The 16,711-nt window shown below is 52.5% G+C and carries 14 protein-coding genes and 1 pseudogene; 6 read left to right on the forward strand and 9 right to left on the reverse strand.

Annotation, left to right across the window (positions count from 1 at the left end; translation table 11 throughout):
* Positions 1-78: 78 nt before the first annotated feature.
* From nagC to nagB, 3 genes are read right to left on the reverse strand one after another with little or no spacing between them, the layout of a single operon-like run.
* Positions 79-1,299 carry a DNA-binding transcriptional regulator NagC gene (gene nagC / locus ACSZPU_RS06755; protein WP_498996799.1) on the reverse strand — a complete coding sequence of 407 codons (1,221 nt, stop codon included), beginning with the start codon at positions 1,297-1,299 and terminating at the stop codon, positions 79-81.
* Positions 1,300-1,308: 9 nt separating this feature from the next.
* Positions 1,309-2,457, reverse strand: a complete 1,149-nt coding sequence (nagA, locus tag ACSZPU_RS06760; protein ID WP_498996802.1) for an N-acetylglucosamine-6-phosphate deacetylase — start codon at positions 2,455-2,457, stop codon at positions 1,309-1,311.
* Positions 2,458-2,515: 58 nt separating this feature from the next.
* Positions 2,516-3,316 (reverse strand): glucosamine-6-phosphate deaminase, encoded by an 801-nt coding sequence (gene nagB / locus ACSZPU_RS06765; RefSeq protein WP_498996804.1) that lies wholly within the window; start codon positions 3,314-3,316, stop codon positions 2,516-2,518.
* A gap of 321 nt (positions 3,317-3,637) precedes the next feature.
* Here nagB and nagE point away from each other — a divergent pair, with 321 nt between their 5' ends.
* From nagE to chiQ, 4 genes are all read left to right on the forward strand, one after another.
* A complete protein-coding gene (gene nagE, locus ACSZPU_RS06770; protein ID WP_498996806.1) occupies positions 3,638-5,659 on the forward strand; it encodes an N-acetylglucosamine-specific PTS transporter subunit IIBC in 2,022 nt (673 codons plus the stop codon).
* Between the two features lie 182 nt (positions 5,660-5,841).
* The gene (glnS, locus tag ACSZPU_RS06775) at positions 5,842-7,509 is read left to right on the forward strand and encodes a glutamine--tRNA ligase (RefSeq protein WP_498996808.1); all 1,668 of its coding nucleotides are present in this window, start codon (positions 5,842-5,844) and stop codon (positions 7,507-7,509) included.
* Between the two features lie 393 nt (positions 7,510-7,902).
* Positions 7,903-9,303, forward strand: a complete 1,401-nt coding sequence (gene chiP / locus ACSZPU_RS06780) for a chitoporin ChiP (protein WP_498996810.1) — start codon at positions 7,903-7,905, stop codon at positions 9,301-9,303.
* A 20-nt stretch (positions 9,304-9,323) separates the two neighbouring features.
* Positions 9,324-9,656: a ChiQ/YbfN family lipoprotein gene (gene chiQ, locus ACSZPU_RS06785; RefSeq protein WP_498996827.1), complete on the forward strand. Its 333-nt coding sequence runs from the start codon at positions 9,324-9,326 to the stop codon at positions 9,654-9,656.
* Positions 9,657-9,753: 97 nt separating this feature from the next.
* Here chiQ and fur read toward each other — a convergent pair whose 3' ends face one another.
* The 4 genes from fur to ybfF form a co-directional block, all read right to left on the reverse strand.
* Positions 9,754-10,206: a ferric iron uptake transcriptional regulator gene (gene fur, locus ACSZPU_RS06790; RefSeq protein ID WP_498996812.1), complete on the reverse strand. Its 453-nt coding sequence runs from the start codon at positions 10,204-10,206 to the stop codon at positions 9,754-9,756.
* A gap of 290 nt (positions 10,207-10,496) precedes the next feature.
* Positions 10,497-11,027: a flavodoxin FldA gene (gene fldA, locus ACSZPU_RS06795; RefSeq protein WP_498996815.1), complete on the reverse strand. Its 531-nt coding sequence runs from the start codon at positions 11,025-11,027 to the stop codon at positions 10,497-10,499.
* A gap of 149 nt (positions 11,028-11,176) precedes the next feature.
* Positions 11,177-11,470 (reverse strand): LexA regulated protein, encoded by a 294-nt coding sequence (gene ybfE, locus ACSZPU_RS06800; protein ID WP_498996817.1) that lies wholly within the window; start codon positions 11,468-11,470, stop codon positions 11,177-11,179.
* Between the two features lie 131 nt (positions 11,471-11,601).
* Positions 11,602-12,375, reverse strand: a complete 774-nt coding sequence (gene ybfF / locus ACSZPU_RS06805; RefSeq protein WP_498996818.1) for an esterase — start codon at positions 12,373-12,375, stop codon at positions 11,602-11,604.
* Between the two features lie 183 nt (positions 12,376-12,558).
* Here ybfF and seqA point away from each other — a divergent pair, with 183 nt between their 5' ends.
* Positions 12,559-13,107, forward strand: coding sequence for a replication initiation negative regulator SeqA (seqA, locus tag ACSZPU_RS06810; RefSeq protein ID WP_498996820.1), 549 nt, complete (start codon positions 12,559-12,561; stop codon positions 13,105-13,107).
* Positions 13,108-13,131: 24 nt separating this feature from the next.
* Positions 13,132-14,772, forward strand: a complete 1,641-nt coding sequence (pgm, locus tag ACSZPU_RS06815; RefSeq protein ID WP_498996823.1) for a phosphoglucomutase (alpha-D-glucose-1,6-bisphosphate-dependent) — start codon at positions 13,132-13,134, stop codon at positions 14,770-14,772.
* A 70-nt stretch (positions 14,773-14,842) separates the two neighbouring features.
* Here pgm and potE read toward each other — a convergent pair whose 3' ends face one another.
* On the reverse strand, positions 14,843-16,156 hold the full coding sequence (gene potE, locus ACSZPU_RS06820; RefSeq protein WP_498996825.1) for a putrescine-ornithine antiporter: 1,314 nt from the start codon (positions 16,154-16,156) through the stop codon (positions 14,843-14,845).
* Positions 16,153-16,638: pseudogene (locus ACSZPU_RS06825) on the reverse strand (Orn/Lys/Arg family decarboxylase); the annotation flags it as partial. The gene potE and the pseudogene ACSZPU_RS06825, both read right to left, overlap by 4 nt.
* Between the last annotated feature and the right edge of the window lie 73 nt (positions 16,639-16,711).

Raw genomic sequence — 16,711 nt, forward strand, 5'->3', positions numbered from 1 at the left:
CCCGGTTAAAAAGAGAATCAATAACTATACCCGCCATACGTCAAGTTGCCTATGCGTTGGCTGCGTTTGCTTACCCTGTCAGCTTTCCAGCAAGCGTTGCAGCAGCATGCCGTTGAGCATGGCGCGCTTCACCAGGGCGAAAGCGCCAATCGCCGAGCGATGATCAAGTGTCGAGCGCACCACCGGCAGATTTTTACGAAACGCTTTCAGCGACTGGGTGTTAATGCAGCCTTCGATGGCGGGCAGTAACACTTTCTCCGCTTCAACGATCTCCCCGGCGATGACCACTTTCTGCGGGTTAAAGAGGTTAATGGCGATGGCAATGGTTTTACCCAGATGGCGGCCCACGTACTCAATCACTTCACAGGCCAGCGCATCGCCTTTGTTTGCGGCTTTGCAGATGTTTTTGATCGTGCAGTCATCCAGCGTCACGCGGCTTTGGTAGCCCTGTTCCAGCAGATGACGTACGCGTTGTTCAATGGAGGCATTGGCGGCGATGGTTTCCAGACAACCGAAGTTGCCGCAGTGACATCGCTCACCGAGCGGCTCCACCTGGATGTGGCCAATTTCACCCACATTGCCGTTACGGCCGATAAAAATGCGCCCGTTAGAGATGATTCCGGCCCCGGTTCCGCGGTGAACTCGCACCAGAATGGAGTCTTCACAGTCCTGACTTGCCCCAAAGTAGTGCTCAGCAAGGGCCAGACTGCGGATATCGTGACCGACGAAACAGGTTAATTTGAAACGTTTTTCCAGTGCCTCAACCAGCCCCCAGTTTTCCACCTGAATATGCGGCATATAGCGAATGACGCCGCTTTCCGGATCGACAAGGCCCGGCAAAATGACCGAGATGGCGATCAGTTCACGAATCTTACGCTGGCAGCCTTCAATAAAGGTACTGATGGTATTGAGCAGCGCGTGTTCCAGCGTTTCCTGGGTCCGCTCCGGCAGGGGATAATGCTCTTGCGCCAGCACTTTGCTGCTCAGATCGTAGAGGGTGAGGGTGGTATCGGAACGCCCAAGCCGTACGCCGATAGCCTGAAAATTGCGGGTTTCCGTGATAATCGAGATTGCGCGGCGGCCCCCGGTGGAAGCCTGCTGATCGACTTCTTTGATCAGGCCGCGCTCAATAAGCTGACGCGTGATTTTTGTCACGCTGGCGGGCGCAAGCTGGCTCTGCTCGGCAATTTGAATTCGCGAAATAGGACCGAGTTGATCAATCAGGCGGTAAACCGCCGCACTGTTAAGTTGTTTAACGAGATCAACGTTACCAATCTGAGCTTGTCCGCCTGATGTCATACCTATTCTTTACTCGCTGACGACCTCGTTACCATTAACGATGGTCTGGATTATTTTATAATCGTGCGTGAAGGCGGTCAGGTTGGCGACTTTGCCCGGCGCGATGCTACCGAGTTGCCCGTCGACGCCTATTGCGCGAGCCGGGTACAGGGTCGCCATGCGCAGGGCTTCATCTAGCGCAATGCCCACATGCTCAACCAGGTTCCTCACCCCTTCAATCATCGTCAGGGAGGAGCCGCTCAGCGTGCCGTTTTCATCCACACACAATCCATTACGGTAGTATATTGTTTTACCAGCAAAAATGAACTGGTCAATATCCGCCCCTGCGGGTGCGGTTGCATCCGTGACTAAACAGAGTTTGTCGCCTTTCAGGCGCTTCGCATTACGGACATTAACGTAATCGACATGCAGGCCATCTGCAATGATCCCGCAATAAACATCGGTATCATCCAGAATCGCACCCGTCAACCCAGGTTCACGCCCGGTGATGTACGGCATCGCGTTATATAAATGTGTGGCGAAAGTGATGCCCGCACGGAAGCCGGTTTTTGCTTCTTTTAATGTCGCATTTGAGTGACCCGCAGAAACGACAATTCCCGCCGCCGCCAGTTTGCGGATGACGTCGGTGCCCGCCATTTCAGGCGCCAGCGTTACTTTGGTGATGACGTCAGCATTGGCGCAGAGGTCATCTACCAGTTCGGCATCCGGTTTGCGAATAAATTTCGGGTTATGGGTGCCTTTTTTAACGATATTCAGCCACGGGCCTTCGAGGTGCAGGCCAAGCGCCTGATGGGAATATTTTGCCAGGTAATCACGCATCACCTGAATGCCCTGTTTCATCAGGTCATCGCTGCTGGTGATAAGTGTCGGCAGGAAGCTTGTACAGCCTGATTTTTCATTGGCACGCTGCATGATTTCCAGCGTTTCAACGCTCACGGCTTCGGGGGTGTCGTTGAACTGTACGCCGCCGCAACCATTGAGTTGAACGTCAATAAATCCGGGGGCCAGCGTTGCGCCATTGAGGTCACGCTGTTCGATATTGGGCGGCAGCTCAGCCAGCGGGCAGAGACGGTCAATCAGGCCATCCGCGACAATCAGCGCGTGGTCATCCAGAATTTCATGGCCGGTGAAAATCCGGCAATGGGTTAAAGCATACATAACGACCCCCGGTTAACAAATGGGTGTCGTCCCGCAGGATGTGCGGAACGAAACACAATTACAGACCTTTAATATTTTCCGCTTCTAATTCATTGAAGTATTTCAATGTTTTTACTTTCAGTTCCATGGTGGACGGCTCGTCGCACACCATCACCGCTTTCGGATGCAGTTGCAGACAGCTAATGGTCCACATGTGGTTCACGTTGCCTTCAACGGCAGCTTGCAGAGCCTGCGCTTTCTGGCCGCCCAGAACCAGAATCATCACCTCTTCTGCATCCAGAAGCGTACCCACGCCCACGGTCAGTGCGTATTTCGGCACCTGACTGACATCGCCGTCGAAGAAACGGGAGTTTGCCACCCGGGTGTCATGGGTCAGGGTTTTGATACGGGTACGAGAAGCCAGCGATGACGCGGGTTCGTTGAAGGCGATGTGACCATCGTTGCCAACGCCGCCCATAAACAGGTGAATTTTGCCATATGAACGGATTTTTTCTTCGTATTGACGGCATTCTGCGTCAATATCCGGCGCATTACCATTCAGCAGGTTAATATTTTCTGCCGGGATATCAACGTGATCGAAAAAGTTGCGGTGCATAAAGCTGTGATAGCTTTCCGGATGTTCCTTCGGCAGGCCGACGTATTCGTCCATGTTGAAGGTGACAACATGCTTGAAGCTAACCTGGCCCGCTTTGTGCATTTCAACTAACGCTTTGTAGGCGGTGAGAGGAGTACCACCGGTTGGCAGGCCAAGCAGGAACGGACGATCCGCCGTAGGTTTGAATGCATTGATGCGATGTACGATATGGCGGGCCGCCCATTTACCGACTTGTTCAGCTGTTGCCAGAGGAATCAGTCTCATTGTTCACCTCTAAAGTTGATTAAAAGTTAGTGGATTGCGTGCAAGTTAAGTGTAAAGCGTAACTCAGTTTCGCTCCCGATGGGGGCAATCCGTTTTGATTTTTTTAATCATAAAATAAGTTTTGCTTGTTAGCCAGCAAAGAGGAGGGTTAATAACGATATTTGGTGATTAAAATCACAAAAAGTGCGCTTTTAATTTGCGAGGCGAATTAATTTTTCACACACTTACATTGTCGTGAAAAAAGGCCGTGCTTTCAGGTTAAGTAAGACAATAAAAAATACTATTTCTATGCACCCGGTGTGGGGTCAGAGGGGGAATAACGTGAGTCTTTTAGGTTACTTGCAAAAGGTTGGCCGCGCACTGATGGTGCCGGTTGCCACGCTGCCTGCAGCAGCAATTCTAATGGGGGTCGGTTACTGGATCGACCCGGTAAGCTGGGGTGGGGATAATGCGCTGGCGGCGCTGTTTATCCAGTCCGGCTCTGCAATCATCGATAACATGGGTGTGCTGTTTGCAGTAGGTGTTGCCTACGGTATGTCCAAAGACAAAGACGGGGCTGCCGCGCTGGCAGGCTTCGTTGGTTTCCTGGTATTAACGACGCTGTGTTCGCCAGCCGCCGTCACCATGATCCAGAAAATTCCTGCCGATCAGGTTCCTGCCGCGTTTGGCAAGATCAAAAACCAGTTCGTTGGGATTATGGTCGGTATTATCGCTGCGGAATTGTACAACCGCTTTAGCAGCGTTGAGCTGCCAAAAGCGCTGTCCTTCTTTAGCGGTCGTCGTCTGGTGCCGATTCTGACGTCATTCGTCATGATCGTTGTGGCATTCATCCTGATGTACATCTGGCCGGTCGTCTTTAGCGGTCTGGTTGGCTTTGGTGAACATATCCAGAAACTGGGTTCAGCGGGGGCAGGCATCTATGCCTTCTTCAACCGTCTGCTGATTCCGGTCGGTCTGCACCATGCCCTGAACTCCGTGTTCTGGTTTGACGTCGCGGGTATCAACGATATTCCTAATTTCCTGGGTGGCGCGCAGTCTATCGCTGCTGGTAAAGCGGAAATCGGGATCACCGGTCGTTATCAGGCAGGCTTCTTCCCAATCATGATGTTCGGCCTGCCGGGTGCAGCGCTGGCTATCTACCATTGTGCTCGTCCGGAAAACAAAGCCAAAGTACTGGGTATTATGATGGCGGGTGCGTTTGCTGCCTTCTTCACCGGTATTACCGAACCGCTGGAATTCTCCTTCATGTTCGTGGCTCCGGTGCTGTACTTCATCCACGCTGTGCTGACCGGTATTTCCGTGTTTATTGCAGCGACCATGCAGTGGATTGCCGGTTTCGGCTTCAGTGCGGGTCTGGTGGATATGGTGCTTTCGTCTCGTAACCCGCTGGCGGTTCACTGGTACATGCTGATTCTGCAAGGTCTGGTGTTCTTCGTTATCTACTACGTGGTGTTCCGTTTCACTATCCAGAAATTCAACCTGCTGACCCCGGGCCGTGAACTGGCGGTGGCCGGTGACGAAGCTGATGGTCAGGATGTGAATGTCAGCACGGCTTCTGAGCAGGATGTGAGTGGTCTGGCACGTCAGTACATCGCCGCAATCGGGGGGGCCACTAACCTGACCGGTATCGATGCCTGTATCACCCGTCTGCGTCTGAGCGTTAAAGACTCTTCACTGGTCAACGAAGCACAGGCCAAACGTCTTGGTGCGAGCGGCGTTATTCGTCTGAATAAAACCAGCGTGCAGATTATCGTGGGCTTCGTGGCTGAGAAAATCGCGAATGCGATGAAAACGGCGGGCGATGTTCCGGCAGGCGCGGCAGCTCCGGCTCCGGCAGCAGCCAGTGCGGCTAAACCGCAGGCGGTGCCGAATGCCAGCGCGTCTATCATTGCTGAACTGGTTTCCCCGGTGACCGGGCAGGTGGTTTCTCTGGATGAAGTGCCGGATGAAGCCTTTGCCAGCAAAGCCGTTGGTGATGGCGTAGCGGTAAAACCGACTGAGAAAACGGTCGTTGCACCGGCTGCGGGCACTATCGTTAAGATCTTCAACACCAACCACGCGTTTTGCCTTGAAACTGAAAAAGGTGCGGAAATCGTTGTCCATATGGGTATTGACACCGTTGCGCTGGGCGGTCAGGGCTTCACACGTCTGGTCGAAGAAGGGGCTACCGTTGTTGCAGGGCAGCCAGTACTGGAAATGGATCTGGAATACCTGAACACCGCGGCGCGTTCGATGATTAGCCCGGTGGTGTGCAGCAACATCGACGATTTCTCCGGTCTGGTTATCAAGGCGCAAGGTTCTGTTGTGGCAGGGCAAACACCGCTGTACGACATCAAAGGCTAATGCCGTAATCTGAACCAAAAATAGCGATAAGCGGCTGAGGATCCTCCTCTGCCGCTTTTTTTGCAACGATCGACCCCATTCTTTCTCTCCGGCACCTATTTTCCGTAACTAAGGGTTGTCTCTGAGGGCCGCTTATAAGATCATGTGCCGTTATATGTTGTTTACGCCTTGAGGAATCTACGATGAGTGAGGCTGAAGCCCGCCCGACTAACTTTATTCGTCAGATCATTGATGAAGATCTGGCTACTGGAAAGCACTCCACTATTTGCACCCGTTTTCCGCCTGAGCCGAATGGCTATCTGCATATCGGTCATGCGAAATCCATCTGCCTGAACTTTGGTATCGCGCAAGATTATCAAGGGCAATGCAACCTGCGTTTTGATGACACTAACCCGGTAAAAGAAGATATCGAGTATGTTGATTCCATCAAAAACGACGTGCAGTGGTTAGGTTTCCACTGGTCAGGCGATGTTCGCTACTCCTCTGATTATTTCGACCAACTGCATAACTATGCCGTTGAGTTAATCAGCAAAGGCCTGGCCTATGTTGACGAACTGTCTGCAGACGAAATCCGCGAATATCGCGGTTCACTGACCGCACCGGGTAAAAACAGCCCGTATCGCGATCGTACGGTCGAAGAGAACCTCGCGCTGTTTGAAAAAATGCGTGCCGGTGGTTTTGAAGAAGGTAAAGCCTGCCTGCGTGCAAAAATCGATATGGCCTCGCCGTTTATCGTTTTGCGCGACCCGGTGCTGTACCGCATTAAATTTGCCGATCACCACCAGACCGGCAGCAAGTGGTGCATCTACCCGATGTACGACTTCACCCACTGTATCAGCGATGCGCTGGAAGGCATTACGCATTCCCTGTGTACGTTGGAATTCCAGGACAACCGTCGTCTGTACGACTGGGTGCTGGACAACATCACCATTCCGGTTCACCCGCGTCAGTACGAGTTCTCCCGTCTGAACCTGGAATACACCGTCATGTCCAAGCGTAAGCTGAACCTGCTGGTGACCGACAAGCATGTTGAAGGCTGGGATGACCCGCGTATGCCGACTATCTCGGGTCTGCGTCGTCGTGGCTACACCTCCGCCTCCATCCGTGAGTTCTGTAAGCGTATCGGTATCACCAAGCAGGACAACACCATTGAGATGGCTTCACTGGAATCTTGCATCCGTGAAGATCTGAATGAAAACGCACCGCGCGCCATGGCGGTTATCGATCCGGTTAAACTGGTTATCGAAAACTATCCGCAGGGCGCAAGCGAAGTGGTTTCGATGCTTAACCATCCGAACAAACCGGAAATGGGCAGCCGTGATGTGCCGTTTAGCGGTGAAATCTGGATCGATCGCGCAGACTTCCGTGAAGAAGCCAACAAACAGTACAAGCGTCTGGTGCTGGGCAAAGAAGTTCGCTTGCGTAACGCGTACGTGATCAAAGCGGAACGCGTCGAGAAAGACGCGGAAGGCAACATCACCACCATCTTCTGCAGTTACGATGCCGACACCCTGAGCAAAGATCCTGCCGATGGCCGCAAAGTGAAAGGCGTTATTCACTGGGTGAGCGCTGCCCACGCGCTGCCGGTGGAAATTCGTCTGTACGACCGTCTGTTCAGCGTGCCAAACCCGGGCGCAGCAGAAGACTTCCTGACCGTGATGAACCCGGAATCTCTGGTCATCAAACAGGGTTACGCTGAGCCGTCACTGCAGGCTGCCGCAACGGGCACAGCTTACCAGTTTGAGCGTGAAGGCTACTTCTGCCTTGATAGCCGTTATGCAACGGCTGACAAACTGGTGTTCAACCGCACCGTGGGTCTTCGCGATACCTGGGCAAAAATCGGCGAGTAATCGCATCTTGCCTGAACGCTAAAAAACGCTGCCTTGTGCAGCGTTTTTTTATTTCTCAATTAAAAATAAGATCCTGCCATCTTTCTTTTTTCTAAACTATTGTTTTAATTTTATCCAATCATCTTTTCATTTATTTATTGATAATTCGAGTTAAATTAGCCTGTAAGCCTTGCTGTGTAAGCACTCAGCTGATAATCCGCAAATCTGTGTTGTCCGTCATAATCCCTGTATTCCGTTCCCATTAAGACTTGATAATTCGCGTCGCGAAAAATATGCTTACAAGCGATAGGAATAGAAACATTTTCTATAACTATCAGTAATATTTAATTTTTTTATTTTATTGCTGTTTGCATTTGCACAGCACTTTTATGTTTTTGTCAAAGAGGAACACTCATGAACGCGTTTAACGCTCAACGTAAGGCGTTAGCGTTGGCTATTGCCTGCGCCACCGCATTATCAGGTTTAACTTTCGCCCCTTCCGTCAGTGCCGCTGGCTTTGTGGATGACTCCACGCTCACCGGTGGGATTTACTACTGGCAGCGCCAGCGTGATCGCAAAGATGTCACCGACGGCGATAAATACAAAACCAACCTCGCGCACTCCACCTGGAATACCAATCTTGATTTCCAGTCTGGCTATGCTGCCGATATGTTCGGTATTGATATCGCGGCTTTCGCGGCGATTGAAATGGCTGAATCCTCAGGAAGTGCGCACCCGAATGAAATCGCGTTCTCCAATAGCCACAAAGTGTATGACGAAGACTGGGCCGGCGATCGCAGCGGGGCAAGCCTTTATAAGGCAGCGGCGAAGTTCAAATATGGCCCGGTGTGGGCGAGGGCAGGGTATATTCAGCCCAGCGGGCAAACCCTGCTGGCATCAAACTGGAGCTTTATGCCTGGCACCTATCAGGGGGCTGAGGCTGGGGCGAAACTGGATTATGACGACTCTGGCGTGCTGAGTTTCTCGTATATGTGGGCCAATGAATATAAAGCGCCGTGGTATAACGAAACGGATCACTTCTACCAAAATGATCGCGTAAGCAAAATCAATTACGTCCATTCTCTAGGCGCGTCTTACGACTTTAAAAACGATCTGCTCCTCGAGGCCGCGTTTGGTCAGGCGCAGGGCTATGTTGATCAATATTTTGCCAAAGCCAGCTACAAATTTGAGGTCGCGGGGAATCCCCTTTCCACCAGTTATCAGTTCTACGGCTCGCGCGATAAGGCCGATAACAACACCATCAATGATATCTACGACGGTACCGCGTGGCTGCAGGCGCTCACTTTTGGTTATACGGTTGGTCCGGTGGATTTGCGTCTTGAGGGAACCTGGGTTAAAGCCGATGGCCGCCAGGGCTATTTCAATTCACGTATGACGCCCCTCTACGGATCTTCCAATGGTCGCCTGGATATCTGGTGGGATAACCGTTCTGACTTCAACGCCCATAACGAAAAGTCGGTCTTTGTTGGTGCAATGTATGACCTGAAAGACTGGAATCTGCCGGGCTGGGCGGTAGGTGCATCGTATGTCTATGGCTGGGATGCGAAACCGTCCAATGTTTCTTCCGGAGACAAATACTACGATGCGGGGAATTCCATCAAAGAGTCGGCTTACAGCCTCGACCTGCTGTACACCGTGCAGGAAGGGATGGCAAAAGGCACCCTGTTTAAACTGCACTTTACCCAGTACGACAACCACTCCGATATCCCGAGCTGGGGCGGCGGGTATAACAACATCTTCCAGGACGAACGCGACGTGAAATTTATCGTCATTGCGCCGTTGAATATCTTCTGATGCGAGGGAATGCCATGACGATGAAACCAATACTGCTTGTTCTGATGACGCTGGGACTGGCTGCCTGCGTACAACAGCCACAGGCGCCAAAGGAAGATGCCCGCTTAAAAGAGGCTTACAGCGCCTGTATCAATACGGCTGAGGGCTCGCCGGAGAAAACGGCGGCCTGCAGAAGCGTGCTGGATGTACTGCGTAAAGAGAAAGCACACCAGCAATTCGCGGAACAAGAGAGTGTGCGCACGCTGGATTATCAGCAGTGTCTTGAAGCAACGCATACCGGTAACGGCCAGGCGGTAAAAGCGCGTTGTGATCAGATCTGGCAGGAGATTCGCCAGCATAACGCGCTGAATTAACCGTGTGAGATAGCCCGCTTCGGCGGGCTTTTTTGTCTTTGCGATACGCAGAAATAAAAAAGCCAACCCGGAGGTTGGCTTTAGAGAGAAGCGAGGATTATTTATCCGTCGCTTCGTGCGCGTTATCGTCTGTACGGCAGTCACCCTCGGCACAGTGGCCATAGAGGTAGAGGCTGTGGTTAGTCAGACGAATACCGTGTCTGGATGCAATCTCACGCTGACGCGCTTCGATAGAGTCATCACTGAACTCGATCACTTTGCCGCAATCCAGGCAAATTAAGTGGTCGTGGTGATGTTGCTGCGTCAGCTCAAAGACGGATTTACCGCCTTCGAAATTATGGCGGGTCACGATCCCGGCATCATCGAACTGGTTGAGTACACGGTACACAGTCGCCAGCCCAATCTCTTCGCCCATGTCGATCAAGCGCTTATATAAATCTTCCGCACTGACATGGTGGTTCTCCGGCTCCTGAAGCACTTCCAGGATTTTTAACCGAGGAAGCGTGACTTTCAGGCCGGCCTTCTTTAATGCGGTATTGTTGTCAGTCATGCGGAATCTGTCCTGTTGCTAAACGATTCACTTCCCGTCGGGAAGCTACAAGGAATGCACCTGGGATAATGCGTCTCATTATAGAACTGCCATGCCTGAATGAAAACTGCAAGTCCTCAAGTAAAGTAAGCTTTTAAAACGTGGCAGCGCCAACAAAGTCCTTTTGCGTTACCCGTTTTAACCAGGGGCCATTGTACAGCGCTGGAGAAAAAAGTTAAAAAATTGTAGCAATTATTTCCATCGCTTTTATCTATTAATCAGGCGCAACCAGCAGGTTGCGCCAAACAACATCAGGCATTGATGATCTCTTGCAGGTGCAGCTCTTCAGAAATCTGTTTCACCCACTTGTCGACGCGACCAGCGGTCAGTTCCGGCTGACGGTCTTCGTCAATGGCCAGACCAACGAAGTGATCGTCATCTGCCAGGCCTTTGGACGCTTCGAAATGGTAACCTTCGGTCGGCCAGTGGCCTACGATGGTTGCGCCGCGCGGTTCAATGATGTCGCGGATAGTACCCAGCGCATCACAGAAGTACTCAGCATAGTCTTCCTGGTCGCCACAGCCAAACAGAGCAACCAGTTTGCCGTTAAAATCGATATCTTCCAGCGTCGGGAAAAAGTCATCCCAGTCACACTGTGCTTCACCATAATACCAGGTCGGAATGCCAAGCAGCAGGATGTCGTAACCTTCTAAATCCTCTTTGCTGCTTTTAGCAATGTCATGCACATCGGCAACTTCTTTACCAAGTTGAGCCTGGATCATCTTTGCGATGTTTTCGGTATTACCAGTATCGCTGCCGAAAAAAATGCCTGTGATTGCCATGAGTAAAATAACCTCTTGAAACTTAATGATATGGTGGTGGCGATTGGCCCACGGATAAGGGCAATCATAGCAGATCAGAGAAGCACGCGGAAACTGCAATCACGCAAGACTGCACTCTGTGCAACATGAAAGTGTATTTTTGCGATGAATTAGAGGATTTCCTGGTTGTTCAGCGCGTTAAGCTGAGCCAGTAACATCTCTTCAATCAATTCACTCCGGCTCATTTCGCGCGCGTCCGCCAGCGCGTTTAACGCGTCGACAGCCTCTGCGTTGAGTTTTAATTCGACGCGCTTAAGCCCACGAACTTTATCGCGTTTAAGCTGATTGCGCTTATTCACGCGCAATTGCTCGTCGCGAGAGAGCGGATTGGTTTTAGGACGTCCCGGGCGACGTTCATTCGCGAACAGATCTAGTGTCGTGCGGTCCGTTTGTTCTTTAGCCATGATTTAAGAATACTACGGGAAGTACAAGCAATCGGGTCATAGCCCGGGCTGATTAGCGCGCCATCATACATCAGCGATGCGGACACGCCAACGACCGGGCGCTTTCCGGCAACCGGTCGCCGGGTTTTTAATCAGTTTGTCTTTTCAGCGAGATAACGACGGATGGCGCGCAGAACCGCTTCCGGTTTTTCTGCATGCACCCAGTGCCCGGCTCCGGCTATCACATGCGCACGTGCCTGCGGGAATTGTTGCAGCAGTTCGCCACGATACTGTTCGGTGACATACGGCGAGTTACCGCCGGGGATAAAGAGCGCTGGATGGTTCCAGGCCGGTACCGTTTCCCAGCCCACGATATGGGGATATTGATCCCATAGTGCTGGCACATTGAAGCGCCACTCGCCGTCGACAAACGACTTGAGCAGGAACTGAATTACCCCTTCTTCATCTATATATTCGCGCATGACGACTGCCGCCTGCTGGCGTGTGGTGGCATTAGCCTCGGTTGCAGCGTTGATAGCGGCAAAAATTTCATCGTGGCGACGCACGTTATAGCTAACCGGGGCGATGTCGATAGCGACAAGCTTATCGATGCGTTCCGGTGCCAGTGCGGTAAATGCCATAACGGCTTTCCCGCCCATGGAGTGGCCGACAAAGGTCGCACGTTCAATGCCGTGGGCGTCAAGGGTATCGAGCAAATCCTGCGCCATCGCCGGGTAATTCATCTCGGGTGAACGCGCGGAAAGGCCGTGGTTTCGCATATCAACCTGAATAATGTCATGGTCATTAACAAGGTCGCGGGCGAGTACACCAAGGTTGTCCAGGCTACCAAATAAACCGTGAACCAGCACGATGGGAGAATTGTTGTGCGATTGTTGTGCAGATTGCGCTCGGGTATTCAATTTCATGGCAAAGTTCTTTTTTTCGCTCTTTCGGATTAAGGTATCATGTTGAACATTCTGCCGTCCGGCTGCAAGGTTTAGACACATTCTGACTTTTGCCGCCATCCTGGTTTGACGCTATCCGCTGTTGAGATTTGACTTTATAATCTCAATAACTTGTATTCAGATTAGACACTGCACTGGATTAAGATGAAAACGATCGAAGTTGATGATGAGCTCTACAGTTATATTGCCAGCCACACAAAGCACATTGGCGAGAGCGCATCCGACATTTTACGGCGCATGTTGAAGTTTTCCGCCGCCCCGCAGCCAGCTGCCGCTGTTCAACTCCCGAAAGAAACGCCTGCACCTGTTACGGTTGAAGCAGTCAAACCGGTTAATACCGCGAAAGACAAGGTCCGCGCGGTGCGTGAACTGCTGCTCTCTGACGAGTATGCGGAGCAGAAAAAAGCCGTGAATCGCTTCATGCTGGTGCTGTCTACACTCTATTCATTAGATGCAAAGGCTTTTGCAGAATCCACTGAGTCTCTGCACGGGCGCACCCGCGTATACTTCGCGGCTGATGAACATACCCTGTTGCAAAACGGCAATCAGACGAAGCCAAAACAGGTGCCTGATACCCCGTACTGGGTTATCACCAACACGAATACGGGTCGTAAATGCAGCATGGTGGAACACATCATGCAGTCAATGCAGTTCCCGGTGGAATTGATTGAAAAGGTTTGCGGCACAATTTAATCCTTGCATAAAAAGGACCAGGCAATGGCTAACCACGAACGTGCGGGGCAACCTGCGCAACAGAGCGATTTGATTAACATCGCCCAGCTTACTGCGCAGTACTATGTGCTGAAACCTGTCATCGGCAACGCTGAGCACGCGGTAAAATTTGGTACGTCAGGTCACCGCGGCAGCGCGGGGCGTCACAGCTTTAATGAACAACACATTCTGGCCATCGCTCAGGCTATCGCCGAAGAGCGTGCCAAAAATGGCATCACTGGCCCGTGCTATGTCGGTAAAGATACGCACGCTCTGTCCGAACCGGCGTTTATCTCCGTACTGGAAGTGCTGGCGGCAAACGGTGTTGACGTGATTGTGCAAGAAAATAACGGCTTCACGCCGACCCCTGCGGTATCTAACGCTATCCTGGTACACAATAAAAAAGGCGGCGCGCAGGCTGACGGTATCGTCATTACGCCGTCGCACAACCCGCCGGAAGACGGTGGTATCAAATACAATCCGCCAAACGGTGGCCCGGCTGATACCAACGTAACCAAAGTGGTTGAAGACCGCGCTAACGCGCTGCTGGCGGATGGCCTGAAAGGCGTGAAACGCATTTCGCTGGATGCCGCGCTGGCGTCGGGTCACGTGAAAGAACAGGATCTGGTGCAGCCGTTCATCGAAGGACTGGCTGATATCGTCGATATGGCGGCAATTCAGAAAGCGGGCCTGAAACTGGGCGTCGATCCGCTGGGTGGTTCCGGTATCGAATACTGGAAACGGATTGCTGAATTCTACAAACTTGATCTGACCATTGTGAACGATCAGGTTGATCAAACCTTCCGCTTTATGCACCTCGACAAAGACGGCGTGATCCGTATGGACTGCTCCTCTGAGTGTGCAATGGCCGGTCTGCTGGCGCTGCGCGACAAGTTCGACCTGGCTTTCGCCAACGACCCGGACTATGACCGCCATGGCATCGTAACGCCTGCAGGTCTGATGAACCCGAACCATTATCTGGCCGTTGCCATCAACTACCTGTTCCAGCATCGCCCGCAGTGGGGTAAAGATGTTGCCGTGGGTAAAACCCTGGTCTCTTCTGCGATGATCGACCGCGTGGTGAACGACCTCGGCCGCAAGCTGGTGGAAGTGCCGGTGGGCTTTAAATGGTTTGTTGACGGTCTGTTTGACGGCAGCTTCGGCTTCGGCGGTGAAGAGAGCGCAGGGGCATCCTTCCTGCGTTTCGACGGCACCCCATGGTCAACCGACAAAGACGGTATCATCATGTGCCTGCTGGCGGCGGAAATCACCGCTGTCACCGGCAAAAACCCGCAGCAGCACTACGACGAACTGGCCGCCCGCTTTGGTGCGCCGAGCTACAACCGTCTGGGCGCCAGCGCGACCTCCGCACAGAAAGCGGCGTTGTCTAAACTGTCTCCGGAAATGGTCAGCGCAAGCACGCTGGCAGGTGACCCGATCACTGCACGTCTGACGGCAGCGCCGGGTAACGGCGCGTCTATCGGAGGCTTGAAAGTGATGACCGACAACGGCTGGTTTGCCGCGCGTCCGTCAGGTACGGAAGACGCCTACAAAATTTACTGCGAAAGCTTCCTTGGTGAAGAACACCGTAAGCTGATTGAGAAAGAAGCGGTAGAGATTGTGAGTGAAGTACTGAAAAACGCGTAATGCGCTTTCTCTCTTACTGAGCTGAAAGACAAGAAAACGGCAACCTTCGGGTTGCCGTTTTGTTTTTACCTTAGCTGTGTGTATTTTTGAGCTCAAATCGCGGTGAGACCAGCCCGTACAGCGTCCAGCCCATAAAGGTCACAATAGCGCCGTAGAGCATGGCCTCCTGGCCGGAAGAGTAGAGCGCATAGAAGCTGTAGATCGCCCCCGTCAGCGCCACCATATTGGCCATCTTCGCTTTACCCGGATCCACTTTCGCCACTTTTTGAATAATGACCAGCGCTGCCATCGACAGAATATAGGGAATGATGTTGGTGACGACCGCCAGGTTAACCAGCACGTTGAACTGGCTGTTCAGCGACGGGCTAATGGTCATCAGCGACAAACCGCTCTGGAAAATCACTATCGCCAGCATCCCCTGAACCGGTGCATCGGCTTTGCTCACGCGGGAGAAGATTTTCGGGAAGTAGCCCTCATCGGCAGAAGATTTAAAGACCTGGGCGATGGTGAACTGCCAGCCAAGCAGCGAGCCGCAGCAGGACATTACCATCAGGCCCATAATCACCTTGCCGACTTCCGGTGTGAACATCTGCGCGAAGGCCAGACCAAACGGCGCGGTCGATTTTGCCAGATCCATATTGGGTACAATCCCGGCAATCACATTGGTAGATATGATGTAAATGACCGCTGCACCCAGGGTGCCACCCAGTACCGCGATGGGGACGTTACGTTCCGGGTTTTCCACCACGTCAGTATTGGCGCAGGCGGATTCCAGGCCGAGAAACGCCCACAGGGTCATGGCGATAGAGGAACCTACCGCCCCGAAGAACGGCACGTTGTGCGGGTTCCATGAGTTGGCATACAGCGTTGGGCTAAACCAGAACCAGCCGATAATGCTCAGCCCGACAACCGGGATGATCACTCCCCATACCGTGATGCTGCTGAGCTGTCCGGTAATGCGCGCGCCGCCGAAATTGGCGACGGTGCACAGCCACAGGACGCCAATCGTAGCGATACCGATCTGCACCGGGCTAAGCGCCACCCCGAACAGTTCAGTACCATAACCGACGGCAGAGATGGCAATGGCCACGTTGGCGATAAGCAGCGATACGCCGTAGGTATAGTTGGCCATAAAGTTGCCGGATTTGCCAAACGCGTATTCGGCATACCCGCCCATCCCACCCGATTTGCGACTGAACATCCCGCATTTGGCGAAAGCCCACGCCAGCGCCATCGAGCCTACTGCGGTGACCAGCCAGGAGATAATCGAAATTGTCCCCACCTCGGCAAGCTTGGTCGGCAGCATAATGATCCCCGAACCCATCATGTTCACCATGGTGAGAATGGTGAGCTGCACAACGCCCATCTTATTAGACTTACTCATAATTTTTCCCCTTTCAGCAAAGCAGGCTGAGCGGCCGATTGTTTGATAACGTAGCAATGTACCTGTTTACGTCCATCATTCTCTTCGATGTAAACTCCCTGTAGTTCCGGTGCGAATCCGGGCAGTAAATTGATCCCTTCTTCCAGCGTGGCAAAATAGCGCAGCACGGCACCGCCCCAGATTTCACCGGGCACGACACACAGCACCCCGGGCGGGTAGGGGAGCGCGCCTTCGGCGGCGATTTGTCCTTCGGCATCGCGCAGGGCAACCAGCTCCACTTCGCCACGCAAATAGGCGAAATTTGCCTCTTGTGGGTTCATCGCCACGCGCGGGAAACAGGATTTGCGGAACATCTCTTTTTGCAGCTGTTTGGCGTTGTTGCGGGCGTAAAGGTCGTGCATTTCCTGGCAAATCTGGCGCAGGGAATACCCGGCATAGCGTTGCGGATGCTGTTTACAAATAGATGGCAACACCTCTTTTAGATAGTGTCGTCACAAGATTTTAGCCCAGAGAGCGATGCATCTGATCTGGACGGCAGCGAGAAATGAGGCCGTA

This window comes from Phytobacter sp. V69 (genome assembly GCF_965644215.1).
Lineage (GTDB): Bacteria > Pseudomonadota > Gammaproteobacteria > Enterobacterales > Enterobacteriaceae > Phytobacter.